This window comes from Streptomyces sp. TRM68416, assembly GCF_014596915.1.
Classification (GTDB): Bacteria; Actinomycetota; Actinomycetes; order Streptomycetales; family Streptomycetaceae; genus Streptomyces.
This window is the reverse complement of record NZ_JACVWU010000020.1, coordinates 1-16,983: the sequence shown is the minus strand read 5'-3', so window position 1 is coordinate 16,983 and position 16,983 is coordinate 1. Positions and strand designations below refer to the sequence as shown.

General features: G+C 72.2%; 14 protein-coding genes. 10 read left to right on the top strand and 4 right to left on the bottom strand.

From position 1 onward, the window contains the following. Genes ICC28_RS28395 through ICC28_RS28385 form a run of 3 tightly spaced genes read left to right on the top strand, consistent with a single transcriptional unit; the run spans position 1 to position 6,197 of the window. Positions 1–993 carry a DUF3068 domain-containing protein gene (locus tag ICC28_RS28395; protein ID WP_188291588.1) on the top strand — a complete coding sequence of 331 codons (993 nt, stop codon included), beginning with the start codon at positions 1–3 and terminating at the stop codon, positions 991–993. 39 nt (positions 994–1,032) lie between these two features. Continuing rightward, entirely contained in the window at positions 1,033–1,917 is an 885-nt protein-coding gene (locus ICC28_RS28390; RefSeq protein ID WP_411158632.1) for an alpha/beta fold hydrolase, read from the top strand. Next, positions 1,914–6,197 (top strand): caspase family protein, encoded by a 4,284-nt coding sequence (locus ICC28_RS28385; protein WP_188291587.1) that lies wholly within the window; start codon positions 1,914–1,916, stop codon positions 6,195–6,197. The genes ICC28_RS28390 and ICC28_RS28385 overlap by 4 nt, the downstream gene beginning before the upstream one ends. Here ICC28_RS28385 and hrpB read toward each other — a convergent pair. Both hrpB and ICC28_RS28375 read right to left on the bottom strand, forming a co-directional pair. Beyond that, a complete protein-coding gene (gene hrpB / locus ICC28_RS28380) occupies positions 6,179–8,683 on the bottom strand; it encodes an ATP-dependent helicase HrpB (protein WP_188291586.1) in 2,505 nt (834 codons plus the stop codon). The genes ICC28_RS28385 and hrpB overlap by 19 nt on opposite strands. Positions 8,684–8,687: 4 nt before the next feature. Further along, positions 8,688–9,500 (bottom strand): class I SAM-dependent methyltransferase, encoded by an 813-nt coding sequence (locus ICC28_RS28375; protein WP_188291727.1) that lies wholly within the window; start codon positions 9,498–9,500, stop codon positions 8,688–8,690. 367 nt (positions 9,501–9,867) lie between these two features. Between ICC28_RS28375 and rpsA the strand changes: the two genes are divergently transcribed. The 4 genes from rpsA (at position 9,868) to ICC28_RS28355 (ending at position 13,582) form a co-directional block, all read left to right on the top strand. Beyond that, positions 9,868–11,367, top strand: coding sequence for a 30S ribosomal protein S1 (rpsA, locus tag ICC28_RS28370; protein WP_188291585.1), 1,500 nt, complete (start codon positions 9,868–9,870; stop codon positions 11,365–11,367). Positions 11,368–11,564: 197 nt separating this feature from the next. Beyond that, positions 11,565–12,503 carry a PAC2 family protein gene (locus tag ICC28_RS28365; protein WP_188291584.1) on the top strand — a complete coding sequence of 313 codons (939 nt, stop codon included), beginning with the start codon at positions 11,565–11,567 and terminating at the stop codon, positions 12,501–12,503. Between the two features lie 31 nt (positions 12,504–12,534). Further along, positions 12,535–13,173: a dephospho-CoA kinase gene (gene coaE / locus ICC28_RS28360; RefSeq protein WP_188291583.1), complete on the top strand. Its 639-nt coding sequence runs from the start codon at positions 12,535–12,537 to the stop codon at positions 13,171–13,173. Between the two features lie 28 nt (positions 13,174–13,201). Further along, on the top strand, positions 13,202–13,582 hold the full coding sequence (locus tag ICC28_RS28355) for a tetratricopeptide repeat protein (protein ID WP_188291582.1): 381 nt from the start codon (positions 13,202–13,204) through the stop codon (positions 13,580–13,582). A gap of 155 nt (positions 13,583–13,737) precedes the next feature. Here ICC28_RS28355 and ICC28_RS28350 read toward each other — a convergent pair whose 3' ends face one another. Beyond that, positions 13,738–13,998: a DUF6343 family protein gene (locus tag ICC28_RS28350; RefSeq protein ID WP_188291581.1), complete on the bottom strand. Its 261-nt coding sequence runs from the start codon at positions 13,996–13,998 to the stop codon at positions 13,738–13,740. Positions 13,999–14,069: 71 nt separating this feature from the next. On the opposite strand from ICC28_RS28350, the gene ICC28_RS28345 reads away from it, so the two are divergent. Both ICC28_RS28345 and ICC28_RS28340 read left to right on the top strand, forming a co-directional pair. Next, complete coding sequence (locus ICC28_RS28345; protein WP_188291726.1) at positions 14,070–14,993, top strand: acyltransferase domain-containing protein; 924 nt, start codon at positions 14,070–14,072, stop codon at positions 14,991–14,993. 66 nt (positions 14,994–15,059) lie between these two features. After that, positions 15,060–15,506: a DoxX family protein gene (locus ICC28_RS28340; RefSeq protein ID WP_188291580.1), complete on the top strand. Its 447-nt coding sequence runs from the start codon at positions 15,060–15,062 to the stop codon at positions 15,504–15,506. Between the two features lie 140 nt (positions 15,507–15,646). Here ICC28_RS28340 and ICC28_RS28335 read toward each other — a convergent pair whose 3' ends face one another. Beyond that, positions 15,647–16,123, bottom strand: coding sequence for an RNA-binding S4 domain-containing protein (locus ICC28_RS28335; RefSeq protein WP_188291579.1), 477 nt, complete (start codon positions 16,121–16,123; stop codon positions 15,647–15,649). A gap of 54 nt (positions 16,124–16,177) precedes the next feature. On the opposite strand from ICC28_RS28335, the gene ICC28_RS28330 reads away from it, so the two are divergent. Continuing rightward, complete coding sequence (locus tag ICC28_RS28330) at positions 16,178–16,912, top strand: uracil-DNA glycosylase (RefSeq protein ID WP_188291578.1); 735 nt, start codon at positions 16,178–16,180, stop codon at positions 16,910–16,912. The last annotated feature ends 71 nt before the right edge of the window (positions 16,913–16,983 follow it).

Genomic DNA, 16,983 nt, shown 5'->3' with positions numbered 1-16,983 from the left:
ATGCGCCGCAAGGCCAGTCTGATCCTGCTCGCCTTCGCCGTGTTCTTCGCGACGCTGTCCCCGATGCTGCGCTGGTACGCCTTCCCGCGCCTGGCCAAGGTCCCCGCCAACGAGTACCAGGACATGGTCCTGGAGGCCAGGAACGCCACCCTCCTCGACTACGGCACGATGCGGGCCCGCAAGGTCCCCAAGGTCACCATCGTGCAGACCCTCAAGGGCAACGTGGAGGCCTCCGAGCGGATCGAGAGGACGACAGGCCGGGACGTGGTCGTCTGGGACGGCCTGTCCTACGTCGAGGGCCCCGACGGGAAGATGGTCTCCAGGATCCCCGAGCGCTACATCTTCGACGCCCACACCCAGGACCCCGTCCACGCCCCCGGCGAATCGGTCGACGGCGACCCCGTGCGGCGCGAGGGCATCGAGTTCAAGTGGCCGTTCCTGACCGAGAAACGGGACTACGAGTACTTCGACGCCCAGACCCGCACCTCCGCCCCCATCCACTACAAGGGCACCCAGGACTTCCGCGGCCTGGAGGTCTACTACTTCGAGCAGACCGTCCCCTGGACGAAGGTGAAGTACCCCAAGACCCTCCCGGTCGAGGGCATCACCCCGGAGGTGCTCGCCGACACCGGCACGACGCGCTGGTACACCACGGTCCGCAGGTTCTGGGTGGAACCCCTCACCGGCGCCCCCGTCTACGGCGAGGAGATCCACAAGGAGGAACTGCGCGGCGGCACCCTCCTCGGGGACCGCGACAAGGTCACGGCGTTCGCCGGCCACGTGAAGATGCGCGAGGACTACATCGAGCACACGGTCGACCTGGTCAAGACCAACCGCACCCTCATCCTCCTGATGACCTCGTACCTCCCCTGGGGCTTCCTGGCCCTCGGCATCCTCCTGCTCTCCCTGGCCCTCTACCTGGAGGCCCGCAACCGCCGCCCCGGGGACCCCACCCCGGCGCAGGCCACCACGACGGAACCCGTCAACGCCTGAGCCCGGCCCCCGAGCCACCCCCGAGTTGTACGATCCCGCATGACGTACGCAGCATCGGGGGAGGCCGCCGCCATGGCCAAGGTCGTCGTCGTACACGGCATCGGGAAGCAGTACCTCGGACCGCACACCCTGCACGGGGGAGTGGCACCGGCACTGCTGGACGGCATGAAGGTCGCCGGCGCCCCGCAGCTCAGGCCGACGGACATCGAAGTGGCCTTCTACGGCCACTGGTTCCGTCCCCCGGGCGCGAAGAGCGACAGCCACGCCTGGACCCACCACGATGTGACCGACGGCTTCGAGACCGAGCTGCTGATGGCCATGTGGCAGGAGGCGGCCCGTATCGCCCCCGACCGAGTACCCCCACCGGCCCCCGCCGGGACCACCAAGGCCGCGACCCCGCAGACCGTGCAACGCGCCCTGCACGCGATCAGCCGCCTCCTGCCCTCCCGCTTCACCGACCGCTTCCTCATCGGCATCCTCAAGCAGGTCCGCCACTACCTCACCGACGACGAGACCCGCGCACGCGTCCAGCGCAGCGTCGCGGAATCCGTCACCGACGACACCAGGGTCCTGGTCGCCCACTCCCTCGGCAGCGTCATCGCCTACGAGGCCCTGTGCGCGCACCCCGAGTGGCCGGTGCGCGCCCTGGTGACCCTCGGCTCCCCGCTCGGCATCCCCCGCCTGGTCCTGGACCGCCTGCGCCCCAGCGCCACCTGGCCCCCCGGCCTGCGCGACTGGACCAACATCTGCGACCGGGCGGACGTCGTCGCCCTCACCAAGCAACTCTCCCCGCTCTTCACGACCCCCGACGGCCAGGCCGTGGTCGACGTACTGATCGACAACGGCAGCCACGCCCACGACCTCGTCCCCCACCTCACCGCCGCGCCCACCGGAGCGGCCGTGGCCGCCGGACTCCTGCCATGACCCGCCGCACGGTGGTCGTCAGCGGCACCGACTCCTACGACCACGAACTGCCCCCGCTGCCCCGCGCGTTGCCGGACATGGACATCGTCGCCGAGGTGTTCCGCACCCTCGGCTACGAGGACGGCGACCGCCTGCACAACCCCACCGCCGACGGCCTCAGACGCGGCCTCGCCGACTGGGCCCGCCGCGCCGACCGCAGCGAGGACGTCGTCGTCCTCTACTACACCGGCCACGGCGAGCGCGATGACAAGGGCCACTTCCTGATGTGCCGTGACAGCGAGTCCGGTCAACTGCGCAGCTCCGCCGTCGAGTCGGAACGGATCGTGGAGATCCTGGCGGAGAACGGCCTGACGCGAATCCTCCTCATCCTCGACACGTGCTACGCCGGGCAGGGCGCCGTGGATGCGCTGCGCGCCCTCGCCGGAAGCCTGGCCTCACCCGCGGTGGACGCCGGCCGGATGACGGACTTCTCCTACATCGCGGCGGCGAGACCCCAGGACCTGGCTACGGACGGGGCGTTCGCCACGGCACTGCGCGACGCGGTGGCCGACCCTCTCCTCGGCGGCCCGCACCAACGCCATCTGCACCTGGGCGACATCGTCCAGCACATCAACGGCACCCTGCGCACCCGCGGCGAACACCAGAAAGCCGTCCACGGCACCCTGATCGCGGACGGCGAGACCCCCTTCTTCCCCAACCCGCGCTATGCGCCGGGCACTCCGACGGGGCTCGACCTGGCGGAACAACGGGTGTGGCTGCTGAGCAGCGAGGCCCGACGACGCCAGGAGGAACGGGCCAGTCACTTCGACCCACGGGGGCGGGGAAGCGACGTCACGACGGGGACGGCGTCGTACTTCACCGGGCGCGCGGCTGTGCTGCGCGAGCTGACGGCATGGCTGGACGACGGCTCGCCGGACCTGGGGCGCAGCGTGCTGGTCACCGGTGGCGCGGGGGTGGGCAAGTCGTCCCTGCTCGGGCGGCTGTTGCTGCTGTCGGACCCACGGGCGAGGGCCGCCCTGGACGACGTGGACCCTTCGGTTCCTGCCCCCGCCTCCGGCATCGACACCGCGATCCACGCCCGGCACAAGCTGCTGGACGACATCGTCGCCGGAGTGGCCGACGCGGCGGGCCTGCCGGGGGCCGGGCGACGCGACCTGCTGGCGGCGCTCGGCGAGCGCACGGAACGGCTCGTCGTCCTCGTGGACGCGCTGGACGAGGCGGGCACGGCCGGGGCGGACGAGGAACCCCAGGCCATCGCCCGCTCGTTCCTGCGCGAACTGGCCGAAGTACCCTGCGTACGCCTCCTGGTGGGCGCCCGCCCGCACGTCGCGGACGCGCTGGGACCGTCCTTCACCCGGATCGACCTGGCCGACCCCCGCTGGCTGGGCCCCGGCGACATCGAACGGTACGCCCGCAAGCTGCTGCTGGCGCCGGACGGGGAGGGTTCGAGCGGCCCGTATACGGCGGAGTCGGCGGCTCCGGTGGCGGAGGCGGTGTCCGCACGGGCGGGTGACAACTACCTGTGCGCCCGCCTGATAGCCCGTCCGCTGGCGCGCAGGGCGCACCCCCTGGACACGGCGGCGGAGGGCTGGGAGCGCCAACTCCCCACCCTCACCCAGCAGATCGCCCGTCCAGGTGTCGAGGCCGCCTTCGGCTGGGCCCTGCGCGAACGCATGCCCCGCCAGGAGGAACGCGCCCGCGCCCTCCTCACGCCCCTGGCATTCGCCGAGGGCCAGGGCGTACCCGCGACGGGCGTGTGGCAGGCAATGGCCACAGCGGTGCTGGGCGCCCCGGTCAGCCCCGAGGAGATCCGGCGGGCGCTGTCGGCGGACGGCGAACTCACCGAGCTGATCGTGGAGGACACGGACGCGGCGGGCCGGTCCGTGTATCGCCTGTACCACGAGTCCTTCGCGGACGCACTGCGCGAGCAGGCGGCCCCGGGGACGGGAGAGCGGATCGCGGAGGCGCTGCTGGAGCTGGTGCCGGTGGAGAAGGGGGTGCGCGACTGGAGCCTCGCGGACCCTTACCTCAAGGCACACGCGGCCACGCACGCGGCTCGCGCGGGCCTGCTGGACGAACTGGTCCTGGATCCACAGTTCCTGCTGACCGCCGAGCCGGTCGCCTTGCAGCGGGCCCTGCCTGCGGTGTCCCGGCCGGAGTCCGTGGCCGCCCGTGCGGCGTATCTGCGCTGCGCGCCGATTCTGGCTTCGCGGCGGCTGGGCGTGGAGGCTCGGGCGGCTCAGCTTCAGATGGCGGCGCTGCAGGAGAACGCGCAGTCGCTTACGAAGGCGATCATGTCCCGGTTCCCCGACCGCCCCTGGCAGGTGCTGTGGATGACTGCGGCTTCGGCTTCCTATCGGGCGTTGGGGGACCCGGAGGCGATGGTCAGCGATGTCGTCGTGGCCAAGCGGGACGGGCGGGAGGTGATCGTGACCCTTGAGGAGCGGGGAAGGCTACGGGTGTGGGATTCGGCGACCGGGGAGGAACTGGCTGGGTTCTCGCTGCCGCCGACCGTGTCGCCGGTGGCGATCGCTGCCTGTGGCGATACCGAAGAGCCCTGGCTGCTTGTGCGGTGTGAACGTCCGGCGCGAGGCATCCTGGTCATGGACGTGCAGACGGGCCTGCCGCTGGGCCCGAGACTGGACACGACGGCCTCGGCGCACGCGGTGACCGCGGCTGAGTGGGACGGCACCTGTGTCGTCGCGGTCGGCGAGGCGAGCGTGGTGCGGCTGGTGGACGGCTTCACGGGCCGGGAACTCGCCCGGGTCGGTGAGCTGCCGGAACCGGAGGGCACCGAGACGGTCCAGGTGGCGCTCGGGCGGCGGGATGGACAGATGGTTCTGGCTGCCGCCGTGGGACAGAGGGATCGCTACGTCCTCGACTCCGGACGTCCCTGTCGTGTGATCACCTGGTGGCTCGACCCCCATCACGACTGGTCCGTCGCGCGCCGGTATCGGTTCAAGGGCCGCGGCCCCAAGGTGCTGGCGCTCGCCGTGCTGCGCGGCGCGGTCCACGTGGCAACTACGGCCAAGTACCGCCGGTTCGAGTCCTACAAGGACAAACACCTTCGGCATGCCCCGGATGTGACGGAATGGTACTCCCCGGGAACGACCGATGAGGTGCGGGCGTTCGTGGCAGGAGACGGCGCCACCACGTGGTGCGTCCGGGACCTGGACGTCGTTCTTGAGCTGCAAACCCCTGACGGCGGCCCGCCCGCCCGTGTACCGACAGGCGGCGCGACCAAGGCGTGTGCGGTGGCACTGGCGCCGACCGGCAGGACGGAACTGGTGACGGTGGGCAACGGCCGAGGCGTGCGGGTATGGGACGTGAGCATCGGACAGTCCGCAGGCAAGCCGCGCAGGGTGCATCGAGGTCTGGGAACGCACTGCGTCGCCGCGCGGTTCGAGGGCAAGCGGGTGCTGGCTGTCGGCGGTGCGGGGGTCAGGTTCCACGATGCGTACACCGGCCGACAAGTGGGCGCGTTCCATGGCGCACCGTACTGGCTGGGCCGGACCGCCGACGCTGATCTGCCGCCGGTGCTCCATGACACGCTGGGTGGCACCCTGTCCAGATGTGCGGCCAGGGTGCTGGACACCGACGGCGGGAGCCGGATCCGGCTCGACGGGAGCAGGAGTGCGAACGTCTCCCACCTGACCGTCGTTCGCTCGGGCGGGCGTAGGCTGCTCGCCGGGGTGAAGGACAAAGGGGCGGCCGTGGTGCTGTGGGACCTCCAGGGCAAGGAGGTCCAGCGGTGGACCGGAGACGCTTCGCTCTGGGACACGGACCTCCGCACGGTGGAAGCCGGAGGAGTCCTTTGGCTGTGCCACGTACAGAGGCCGCTCATCACAGCGAGGAGAGTCGTGTCCGTCTTCCGCTACCCGGAAGAGAGCACTGTCCGGCGGGGGAATCCCATTCCCCTTGAGGACAGATCCATAGGCGCCCTGGACCTCGGCAAATGGCGGGGGAGAGCCTCCGTTGCGTACCTGAGCGACCAGGACCGCGGATCACTGCTCGTCGAGGACCTCGCCGAACCCCGACGCGTGGAGGGTTGGAAGCTCCCAGCCGTGCACATCACCGACCTGATCTTCGTCGGCACCCGTGACGTCCTGGTAGCCGTCACCCGGGACGAACGACTCCTGCTGTTCGCACCGGGCTCCGCCACCCCCGTAGGAGACGTCTACGTCGGCTCGGAAATCTGGTCCGTGGCCCCCGTGGACGACCAGGTCATAGGCGTAGCCACCGCCAACGGCCTCTTCGCCCTTCAGCTCCCGCCCCCCTGACGCCGAGCCCGGGCCGCCGTATGGCGTGTGGGCTCGGCCGTCGTCGGATCCTCGGGCCACGGGTGCTTCGGGTACCGCCCCCGGAGTTCCGCCCGCACGCCCCGGTACCCGTCCCGCCAGAAGGACGCGAGGTCGGCGGTGACTGCCGCGGGGCGCCCCGCCGGGGACAGCAGGTGTACCAGCACCGGCAGCCCCGCCACCGTCGGAGACTCGTGCAGCCCGAACATCTCCTGCAGCTTCACGGCGAGGACGGGCTGTTCGGGGTCGCTGTAGTCGATTCGGATTCTGGACCCACTGGGGACGGTCAGCCGCTCGGGTGCCAGTTCGTCCAGCCGTGCCGCGTCCCCGGAGGACCAGGGCAGCAGGCGGCCGAGGCCGGCCCCCGCGTCGATCCGCCCCAGATCGCTCCGCCGCCGCGCCCGGCTCAGCTCCGGCTCCAGCCACTCCTCCACGCGCGCGTGGAGCGCGTCGTCGGACACATCGGGCCAAGGGGCGCCCAACCGCATCCGCAGAAACGCCAGCCGCTGCCGCAGTACGACCGCCTCCGGCGACCAACGCAACAGACCCAGCCCTTCCTGCCGCAGCCCTTCCAACAGCGCAGTTCGTACGAGGGCGGGGTCGGGGTCCCGCAGGGGGCGTACGGTCAGTTCGATCGCGCCCAGGCGTTCCACCCGGCGTGCGGTCACGTCCCCGTCCGCCCAGTGGACCTCCTCGCCCTCGGAGTGGAGAGGGGCGGCAGCCTTGCGGGCCGTCTCCTCGTCCACCACCGCGGCGAGCTGCACGCGCGCGTGCCCCTTGCCCACCGGACGGTCCGCCACGGCGACCGCCAGCCAGGGCGCCCCGCGCAAAGGCGAGCCCTCGCGCAGCTCGGCCCGCGTCCCGGAGGCCATCAGCACCGACCCGCCCTCGACCTTGCCGACCCGCTCGGGAAACGCCAGTGCGGCGACGGTTCCGGCCAGCGCGTCATCCCCCGCTCCGGAACCTCCGGAAACCGCCTCCCCGCCGACCCCCTTCAGCCGCCGCACCTCCGCCCGCCACCGGCCCGAGTACGCATCACCCCCACGCCGAGCCGCACGCAGCGCGGCCGCCAGATCGTCGCCGTACTCCCGAGGCGCCTCCTCCGACAGCAGGGCCACGACCTCCGCCCCGCCACCGGAGGCGTCCAGCAGAGCCCGCCCCAGGCGCGGGTGCAGGCCGAGCCCGGCCAGTCGCGCTCCCCGGTCGGTCGCCTGCCCCGACTCGTCCACCGCCCCGATCGCCGACAGCACCGCGCGGGCAGCCGCCATCGCGCCCGCCGGCGGCGCGTCCAGCAGCGCCAGACCCGAGGCCGACGGATCTCCCCAGCAGGCCGCCTGCAACGCGAACGCCGTCAGGTCCGCCACCTTGATCTCCGGGGACGGGAAACGCGGCAGCCGCACGTCCTCCGCCTCCGACCAGCAGCGGTACACCGCCCCCGGCGCCTCACGCCCGGCCCGCCCCGCCCGCTGCCGCGCCGCCGCCTGCGAGGCCCGTACCGTGGTCAGCGCGCTCAGTCCGCGCGCGTGGTCGACACGAGGCTCCCGCGCCAGCCCCGAGTCCACGACCACCCGGACCCCGGGAACCGTCAGCGAGGACTCGGCCACGGAAGTCGCCAGCACCACCCGGCGCCGGTCACCGGCCGACAGCACCGCGTCCTGCACGGCAGCCGGGGCTCGGCCGTGCACCTGGAGCACCTCCACCCCGCCCAGGTCGCCCAGCTGACCCGCCACCCGCGCGATCTCCCCGACGCCGGGCAGGAAGCACAGCACGTCCCCCTCCCGCTCGGCCAGCGCCCGCCGCACCACCGACGCCACATGCGCCAGCAGCGCCGGATCCACACGCATGCCGTGCGGCGGCCGTACGGGGCGGGCCGGCGGCGCCCACACGACCTCCACCGGATGCGACACTCCCGCCGCCTCCACCACCGGCGCCCCGCCCAGCAGCCGCGCCCAGCCCTCCGCGTCGGTCGTCGCCGAAGCGGCCACCAGCCGCAGCTCGGGCCGCAGCGCCTGCCGTACGTCCCACAGGAAGGCCGCCGCCGTGTCCGCGTCCAGATGCCGCTCGTGACACTCGTCGAGGACCACGACGTCCACACCGGCCAGCTCCTGGTCGCGCTGGAGGCGCTGCACCAGCACACCCGTCGTGACAACCTCCACGCGCGCGTGCCGCCCGACGACCCGCTCCCCGCGGACGGTGTACCCGACGCTCTCGCCGACCTTCTCGCCCAGCAGCCACGCCATCCGCCGGGCCGCGGCGCGGGCGGCGGTCCGGCGCGGCTCCGCCACGACGACCCGCCGGGCGGGCACGTCACCGCCCAGCAGCCCCGCGAGCGCCAGGGGGACGAGGGTGGTCTTGCCCGTGCCCGGCGGCGCCACGAGGACCGCCGCACCGGCTCCCTCCAGGGCGTCGGTCAGCCCGGGAAGGGCACTGCGTACGGGAAGGGCGTCCAGGGCGTCGTAACGGATCACACGCTCAGTCTCGTACGCAGACGAAGATCGCCGTCCCCGGGATCAGGTTCCCGCGCAGAGGGGACCAGCCGCCCCACTCGGAGGTGTTCCAGGCCGGCCACTCCGGCTCGACCAGGTCGAGCAGGCGGAAGCCGCCCGAGACCACGTCCCGGACCCGGTCGCCGAGGGTTCGGTGGTGCTCGACGTACACCGCCCGGCCCTGGTCGTCCTGCTCGACGTACGGCGTGCGGTCGAAGTAGGAGCCGGAGACGCTCAGCCCCTCCGGGCCGGGCTCGTCCGGGAAGGCCCAGCGGATGGGGTGGGTGACGGAGAAGACGAAGCGGCCGCCGGGGCGCAGCACCCGGCGCACCTCCTTCAGCACCAGCGCCGGGTCGGCGACGAAGGGGAGCGCCCCGTACGCCGAGCACGCCAGGTCGAAGGAGCCGTCGGCGAAGGGGAGGGCGCCGGCGTCGGCGCACACCAGGGGGAACGAGCCGCCGATGCGCAGCGCGTGCTGGAGCTGGCGGTGCGAGATGTCCAGGGCGACGGGCCGGGCGCCCTGCGCGGCCAGCCAGCGCGCGCACTGGGCCGCGCCCGCGCCGATCTCCAGGACGTCCTTGCCCTTCAGCTCCTCCGGCGGGCCGAGCAGCTCGGCCTCCACCTCGTCCAGACCCTCGGGACCCCACACGAAGCGGTCGTCGCCGAGGAAGGTGCCGTGTTCGACCTGGTACTCGTCCGCGTTCCGGTCCCACCAGCCCCGGTTGGCCCGGGAGCTCTCGGCGACGTCGGCCGCCCGACGGGTGGCTTCCGGTTCGAACGACTCACGCTCTTGGATGATCGGCTCCCTCGTCGTACTCTTCCCTCCAACTCGTTCCCACGGGGTGTCACGGGAGGGGTGTCTCGGGCCTGTGCGGCCTCCAGAGACGGTTCTTGTGCCGGGAATGCGGCGATCCGCCCCGGGTGTGCGCCTTCGCGCATTGACCCTGTCCGGCTGCCCCCGTATGCTACAAGTTGCGCTGCGGGCCTGCGCACCTCAGACGTAGCAGGCTGCGCTCGCATCTGTTGTATGTCCCCTCGGTTGTCGAGGCGCATCACCGGTTCGCCGGTGGGGCGCTTCCTTGGCTGTCCGGCGTCTTCAGAGCGATACGGGCTCCCGGCGTAGCAGTACCTACGACTTCAATGTCCGTACCGGAGCCCTTTCCCACATGACGAGCAGCACCGAGACCACCGCCACCACCCCGCAGGTAGCGGTCAACGACATCGGTAACGAGGAAGCCTTCCTCGCCGCGATCGACGAGACGATCAAGTACTTCAACGACGGCGACATCGTCGACGGCGTCATCGTGAAGGTCGACCGGGACGAGGTCCTGCTCGACATCGGTTACAAGACCGAAGGCGTTATCCCGAGCCGCGAGCTCTCGATCAAGCACGACGTCGACCCCAACGAGGTCGTCGCCGTCGGTGACGAGATCGAGGCCCTGGTCCTCCAGAAGGAGGACAAGGAAGGCCGCCTGATCCTCTCGAAGAAGCGCGCCCAGTACGAGCGTGCCTGGGGCACCATCGAGAAGATCAAGGAAGAGGACGGGATCGTCACCGGTACCGTCATCGAGGTCGTCAAGGGTGGTCTCATCCTCGACATCGGCCTCCGTGGCTTCCTCCCGGCCTCCCTGGTCGAGATGCGCCGCGTCCGCGACCTCCAGCCCTACGTGGGCAAGGAGCTCGAAGCCAAGATCATCGAGCTGGACAAGAACCGCAACAACGTGGTCCTGTCCCGCCGTGCCTGGCTGGAGCAGACCCAGTCCGAGGTCCGCCAGACGTTCCTCACGACCCTCCAGAAGGGTCAGGTCCGCTCCGGTGTGGTCTCCTCGATCGTCAACTTCGGTGCCTTCGTGGACCTGGGTGGCGTCGACGGTCTGGTCCACGTCTCCGAGCTGTCCTGGAAGCACATCGACCACCCGTCCGAGGTTGTCGAGGTCGGCCAGGAGGTCACCGTCGAGGTCCTCGACGTCGACATGGACCGCGAGCGTGTCTCCCTGTCGCTGAAGGCGACCCAGGAAGACCCGTGGCAGCAGTTCGCCCGGACCCACCAGATCGGTCAGGTCGTCCCGGGTAAGGTCACCAAGCTCGTTCCGTTCGGTGCGTTCGTCCGCGTGGACGAGGGCATCGAGGGCCTGGTCCACATCTCCGAGCTGGCCGAGCGCCACGTGGAGATCCCGGAGCAGGTCGTCCAGGTCAACGACGAGATCTTCGTCAAGGTCATCGACATCGACCTGGAGCGCCGCCGCATCAGCCTCTCGCTGAAGCAGGCCAACGAGTCCTTCGGCGCCGACCCGGCCGCGGTCGAGTTCGACCCGACCCTGTACGGCATGGCCGCGTCCTACGACGACCAGGGCAACTACATCTACCCCGAGGGCTTCGACCCCGAGACCAACGACTGGCTCGAGGGGTACGAGAAGCAGCGTGAGGAGTGGGAGCGCCAGTACGCCGAGGCGCAGTCCCGCTTCGAGCAGCACCAGCAGCAGGTCATCAAGTCCCGCGAGGCCGACGCCGCTGCCGCGGCCGAGGGCGGCGACGCGGCGGGTGCGGCTCCGGCCGCGTCCGGTGGTGGCTCGTACTCCTCCGAGGGCCCGGACAACTCCGGTGCGCTGGCCTCGGACGAGGCGCTGGCCGCGCTGCGCGAGAAGCTGGCCGGTGGTCAGAGCTGACGTCAGCTTCTGGCTGATGGGCAGTTGACGGCTTGAGGGGCCGCACCCGAAAGGGTGCGGCCCCTCGGTCGTTCCCCGGGAGAGTCCCTCGACCTCCGGTCGACTCCGGTCAAGAAGGTCCCCGACGGCCAAGATCACGGGAATGCCCGTCCGGTCCTCCGCGTTGTTCACTGTGAACACGAGGAGGAGCGGTCACTGTGCTTGATCCGCAGGATTTGTACGCCTGGGAGCCGAAGGGCCTGGCCGTCGTCGACATGGCGCTCGCCCAGGAGTCGGCCGGACTTGTCATGCTCTACCACTTCGACGGATACATCGACGCGGGCGAGACCGGCGACCAGATCGTCGACCGGCTGCTCGACTCGTTGCCCCACCAGCTCGTGGCCCGGTTCGACCACGACCGGCTCGTGGACTATCGCGCCCGCCGCCCGCTGCTGACGTTCAAGCGCGACCAGTGGACCGACTACGAGGTGCCGGCCATCGAGGTACGGCTGGTCCAGGACGCCACCGGGGCGCCCTTCCTGCTGCTGTCCGGCCCCGAGCCCGACGTGGAGTGGGAGCGCTTCGCGGCCGCCGTGCAGCAGATCGTGGAGCGGCTCGGCGTCCGGCTCTCCGTGAACTTCCACGGGATCCCCATGGGCGTCCCGCACACCCGCCCCGTCGGCCTCACCCCGCACGGCAACCGCGTCGACCTCGTCCCGGGCCACCGCAGCCCCTTCGAGGAGGCACAGGTCCCCGGCAGCGCCGAGTCGCTGCTGGAGTACCGCCTGATGCAGGCCGGGCACGAGGTCCTGGGCGTCGCCGCGCACGTGCCCCACTACATCGCCCGCTCCCCGTACCCGGACGCGGCCCTCACCGTCCTGGAGGCCATCACGGCCGCCACCGGCCTGGTGCTCCCCGGCGTCGCGCACGCCCTGCGCACCGACGCCCACCGCACGCAGACCGAGATCGACCGGCAGATCCGCGAGGGCGACGAGGAACTCGTGGCGCTCGTGCAGGGCCTTGAGCACCAGTACGACGCCGCGGCCGGGGCCGAGACGCGGGGGAACATGCTCGCCGAGCCCGTGGACATCCCGTCGGCGGACGAGATCGGGCGGGAGTTCGAGAAGTTCCTGGCGGAGCGGGAGGGCGACGGCTGACGCCCGCGGGCCGGGCCGTAAGCTGCCGGTCATGCTGAAAGTGGGCCTGACCGGCGGCATCGGCGCCGGCAAGAGCGAGGTGTCGCGGCTGCTCGTGGCGCACGGGGCCGTGCTGATCGACGCGGACCGCATCGCACGCGAGGTCGTGGCGCCCGGGACACCCGGCCTCGCCGCGGTCGTGGACGCCTTCGGCGAGGAGGTGCTCACCGCCGACGGCAGCCTGGACCGGCCGAAGCTCGGCTCCATCGTCTTCGCCGACCCGGAGAAGCTCGCCGTCCTCAACGCGATCGTGCACCCCCTGGTGGGCGCCCGCTCCCGCGAGCTGGAGGAGGCCGCCGCCGAGGACGCCGTCGTCGTCCACGACGTCCCGCTCCTCACCGAGAACGGCCTGGCGCCCCTGTACGACCTCGTGGTGGTCGTCGACGCGAGCCCCGAGACCCAGCTCGACCGACTGGTCCGGCTGCGCGGCATGACCGAGCAGGACTCCCGCGCGCGCATGGCCGCCCAGGCGACCCGCGAGCAGCGCCGGGCCGTCGCCGACATCGTCATCGACAACGACGTACCCCTGCCGGAGCTGGAGCAGCGGGTGAACGACGTGTGGGCGGAGCTGGTGCGCAGGGCGCACGGCCCCGGGGCGGGCGGGAATAGCCGCACCCCGTCGGGGCGTTGAACCCTTCCAGCAAGGGAAGGACTCTGCCGTGCCCGAGAACAGCGGTTCGACCGGACGTACTCCGGAGACGCATGTCATCGACTTCCGTGCCGCCGAGCACCTGCTGGCCGCGCGGGACCCGCGGGGTGCGGTGAAGCTGCTCGACGGCGTGATCGCCGCGCACCCGGAGAACACCGCTGCCCGGCTGCTGCGGGCGCGCGCCTTCTTCGCCGCCGCTCAACTGCGGCCCGCCGAGCTGGAGTTCACGATCGTGCTGGAGCGCGAGCCGGACAACGCGTTCGCGCACTTCGCGCTCGCCCGCACCTACGAGCGCCAGGGGCGCGACGAGCAGGCAGTACGCCACTTCCGGCTGGCCGCCGCGCTGGACCCGAACCCGCAGTATCTGAAGGCGGCGCGGTTCGAGTCGTGAGGGGAGGGCCGTGGTGCCGGTGGTGCCGGTGGTGCCGGCGGGCATCCCGGGGTGGTGGTGCCGGTGGGCCTCGGGGGGGCGGTGGTGTCGGTCGGGCGGTGGCGCCGGTGGACCTCGGTCGGGCGGTGGTGCCGGTGGGCCTCCGGCGGGCGGTGTCATCGGTCGTCCAGCGGCCGGTACGGCGGGATGTCCGGGCCCGGCTGGTAGTGCGGGCCCTGCCGGATGTGCCGGACGATCACGGCCATGTCGACGGTGACCACCAGCGTCAGCACCCCGCAGGCCACGGCCCAGCCGATGCGCCCGGCCAGCGCGAACGCCACCGTCCCGAAGAGCGCCCAGACCAGCCCCCACACGCTCAGCCAGAACCGCATCCGCAGGGCACTGCGCGCGGTCCTGGGCTCACTGCCCGTACGCATCGCCGTCACCGCTCCTGCTGTGGACCGTACTCTGCGAAGGAGGCGTTCACAAAGAGGGGACTTCTGTCGTGCTGCTGCCGGACGGCGACGCTCTGCCCGAGATCCTGATCGACCTGGGCGTCCCGCACGAGGACATCAACGAACTCGCCCGCATGGGCCGCCGCGTCACCGACGATCCGGAGCTGCGGCGCTTTCTGGAGGCGTCGGTCGAGGAACTCGTCCGGGGAATGGGAGAGACCGGCGCGGCCGTCGAACTGCTGGAGCCGGACTGGCCCTCGGGCCCGCTGCAGCGCTGCTTCCCCCTCTACGTCTTCGTCGCGACGCTGCCGTACACGCGCGCGTACCACCGCGAGCGCGGCATCCCCGCCGACGTGTCCCGGCGTACCCTCGCCGATCTCGGGCGGAACATGGCGCTGCACCGCAGGCGGCACGGCAGCGCGGGCGTGCTGGTCCCGCGCTGGCTGACGCATCACTTCCGCGGGGAGCTGTACCAGCTGGGGCGGCTCCAGTTCGAGCGGACGCGGCTGGGCGGGCGGACCGCGGCGGGAGTGGGCTCTGCGCCCGGCACGCCGTGTCTGAACGTGCACGTCCCCGACTGCCACGGACCGCTGTCCCCGGCCGCCTGCGACCGGTCCGTGGCGCTGGCCGGGGAGTTCTTCGCCCGGTACTACCCGGAGGAGAAGCACCGGGTGGTGACCTGCCACTCCTGGCTGCTCGATCCGCAGCTCAAGCGGTATCTGCCGGCCGACTCCAACATCGTCCGCTTCCAGGAGCGCTTCCGCCCCACCCACGAGGACACGGAACCGGCCGACACCGATCCCGTCGGATTCGTGTTCGGGGACCCGGAGTCGGCGGTCGAGCGCCTGCCCCGGCGTACGGCCGTCGAGCGGGCCGTGGGAGACCATCTGCGGGCGGGCGGTCACTGGTACGTCGGACACGGGTGGTTCCCGCTCGCCCGGTCGGACGGGTCAGCAACTTCCGGCGGACAGCGATGAGTTCCGCCCCGGGGGACGGTCTACCTCTCCGACAGCACCACGGACCGACTGCCCCAGGAGAGCCTCATGTCCGAGACCACCGCTCCCGCCCCCGCCCGTACCGTCGTCGCCGAGTCCGCGACCGCCCGCGGCCGCCGCGCCCGGATCGCCCTGCGCGGCCTGGAGATCCTGCTCGCGCTGTTCTTCGCCGTCGCGGGCGCGATGCCGAAGCTGATCGCGCACTCCTCGGCCGTCGACGTGTTCGCCGACATGGGCTGGGGCAGCGCGGGCATGTACACCATCGGCCTGCTCGAACTGGCCGGAGCCGTCGCCCTGTTGATCCCGGTGCTGCGGTCGCTGGCGGGGATCGCGCTCAGCGCGCTCATGGTCGGCGCGTTCGTCGTCCAGCTCTCCCTCCTCGACGGGGAGAACGCGGCCACCCCGCTCATCCTGATCGTCCCGCTCGCCCTGATCGCCTGGGCGCGGCGCGGCCACAACGCGGAGCTGCTGCGGCTGGTGCGGCGCGGCGCGTGAGCGGCGTACGTACGGTGACGGTCGCGCCCGGCAGGGGACTTGTCCCGCGGGCGCGGCCGTCACCGCACGTACGTCCCCGTCACCGCACGTACGTCCTCGTCACCGCATGTACGTCCCCGTCATCGCGTGTCCGGCCGGCGTCACCGTGCCCCGGGGCGGCCGCCCTTCTCCAGGGCGCGCAGGCGCTCCAGGTCGCGGCGGTCGCGCTTGGTCGGGCGGCCCGCGCCGCGGTCGCGGATGCCGGCCGGTGCGACGGCCTCGCGGGGCGGGGGAGGCGGGGAGTTGTCGACGTAGCACTGGACCGCCACCGGGGCGCCGACCCGCTTGCGGATCAGGCGCTTGACCACGACGATCCGCTCGCGGCCCTCGTGCCGCAGCCGCACCTCGTCGCCGACGCGCACGGCGTACGCGGGCTTGACCCGCTCGCCGTTCACCCGCACATGCCCGCCCTTGCAGGCGGCGGCGCCCAGCGAACGCGTCTTGATCAGCCGCACGGCCCAGATCCAGCTGTCGATGCGCACGGTTTCGCCGGACTGCGGACCGGCGGCGTCGGCGGCAGCGGCTGCGGCGCTCTTCCGGTCGGCCGCGGACTTGTCCTCGTCACCGTGCAACGTCATGCTCCCGACCTTAGCCGCTGAGCCCGGCGCCCGGCCGGGCCCTACGGTGGGGGCATGGACGTTCTCGCCGAGCTGGACCGGCGGATCGCGGGCTGCCGCGCCTGCCCTCGGCTGGTCGCCTGGCGCGAGGAGGTGGCCCGCACCAAGCGGGCGGCCTTCGCGGACCAGACGTACTGGGGGCGCCCGGTACCGGGCTTCGGGCCGCCCGACGCCCGGCTGCTGATCGTCGGGCTCGCCCCGGCCGCGCACGGCGGCAACCGCACTGGGCGCATGTTCACCGGCGACCGGTCCGGGGACGTGCTGTACCGGGCGCTGTACGACCTCGGTCTGGCGTCGCAGCCCACATCGGTGGCCGCGGATGACGGCCTGGAGCTGCACGGCGTGCGGGTCACCTCGCCCGTGCACTGCGCGCCGCCCGCCAACAAGCCGACACCCGGGGAACGCGACACCTGCCGCCCCTGGCTCGTCCAGGAGCTGCGGCTGCTCCGGCCGACCCTGCGGGCGGTCGTCGCGCTCGGCGCGTTCGGCTGGCAGGCGACGCTGCCCGCGCTGGCGGAGGCGGGCCGGCAAGTGCCGAGACCGCGCCCGGTCTTCGCCCACGGGGCACGGGTCCCCCTCGACGGGCTCGGCCTCTTCGGCTGCTTCCACGTCAGCCAGCGCAACACCTTCACCGGCCGGCTGACCCCCGAGATGCTGCGGGGGGTGCTGCGCACGGCGGCCACGGAGGCGGGCCTGACGACGGTGCCGTACGACGGTCAGGGCCGCCGGGACGGAGCCGGCCCGCGATGACCTCCTGCCGCAGCCGCAGCCGCAGCCGCAGCCGCAGCCGCAGCCGCAGTCGCTGGCCAAGCGGCCGAGCA

Coding starts and splice junctions, on each gene's coding strand:
- ICC28_RS28385 (WP_188291587.1), top strand. CDS start 1,914: ATGACCCGCCGCACGGTGGTCGTCAGCGGCACCGACTCCTACGACCAC.
- ICC28_RS28335 (WP_188291579.1), bottom strand. CDS start 16,123: ATGACGTTGCACGGTGACGAGGACAAGTCCGCGGCCGACCGGAAGAGC.
- ICC28_RS28390 (WP_411158632.1), top strand. CDS start 1,033: ATGACGTACGCAGCATCGGGGGAGGCCGCCGCCATGGCCAAGGTCGTC.
- ICC28_RS28330 (WP_188291578.1), top strand. CDS start 16,178: ATGGACGTTCTCGCCGAGCTGGACCGGCGGATCGCGGGCTGCCGCGCC.
- ICC28_RS28395 (WP_188291588.1), top strand. CDS start 1: ATGCGCCGCAAGGCCAGTCTGATCCTGCTCGCCTTCGCCGTGTTCTTC.
- rpsA (WP_188291585.1), top strand. CDS start 9,868: ATGACGAGCAGCACCGAGACCACCGCCACCACCCCGCAGGTAGCGGTC.
- ICC28_RS28340 (WP_188291580.1), top strand. CDS start 15,060: ATGTCCGAGACCACCGCTCCCGCCCCCGCCCGTACCGTCGTCGCCGAG.
- coaE (WP_188291583.1), top strand. CDS start 12,535: ATGCTGAAAGTGGGCCTGACCGGCGGCATCGGCGCCGGCAAGAGCGAG.
- ICC28_RS28350 (WP_188291581.1), bottom strand. CDS start 13,998: ATGCGTACGGGCAGTGAGCCCAGGACCGCGCGCAGTGCCCTGCGGATG.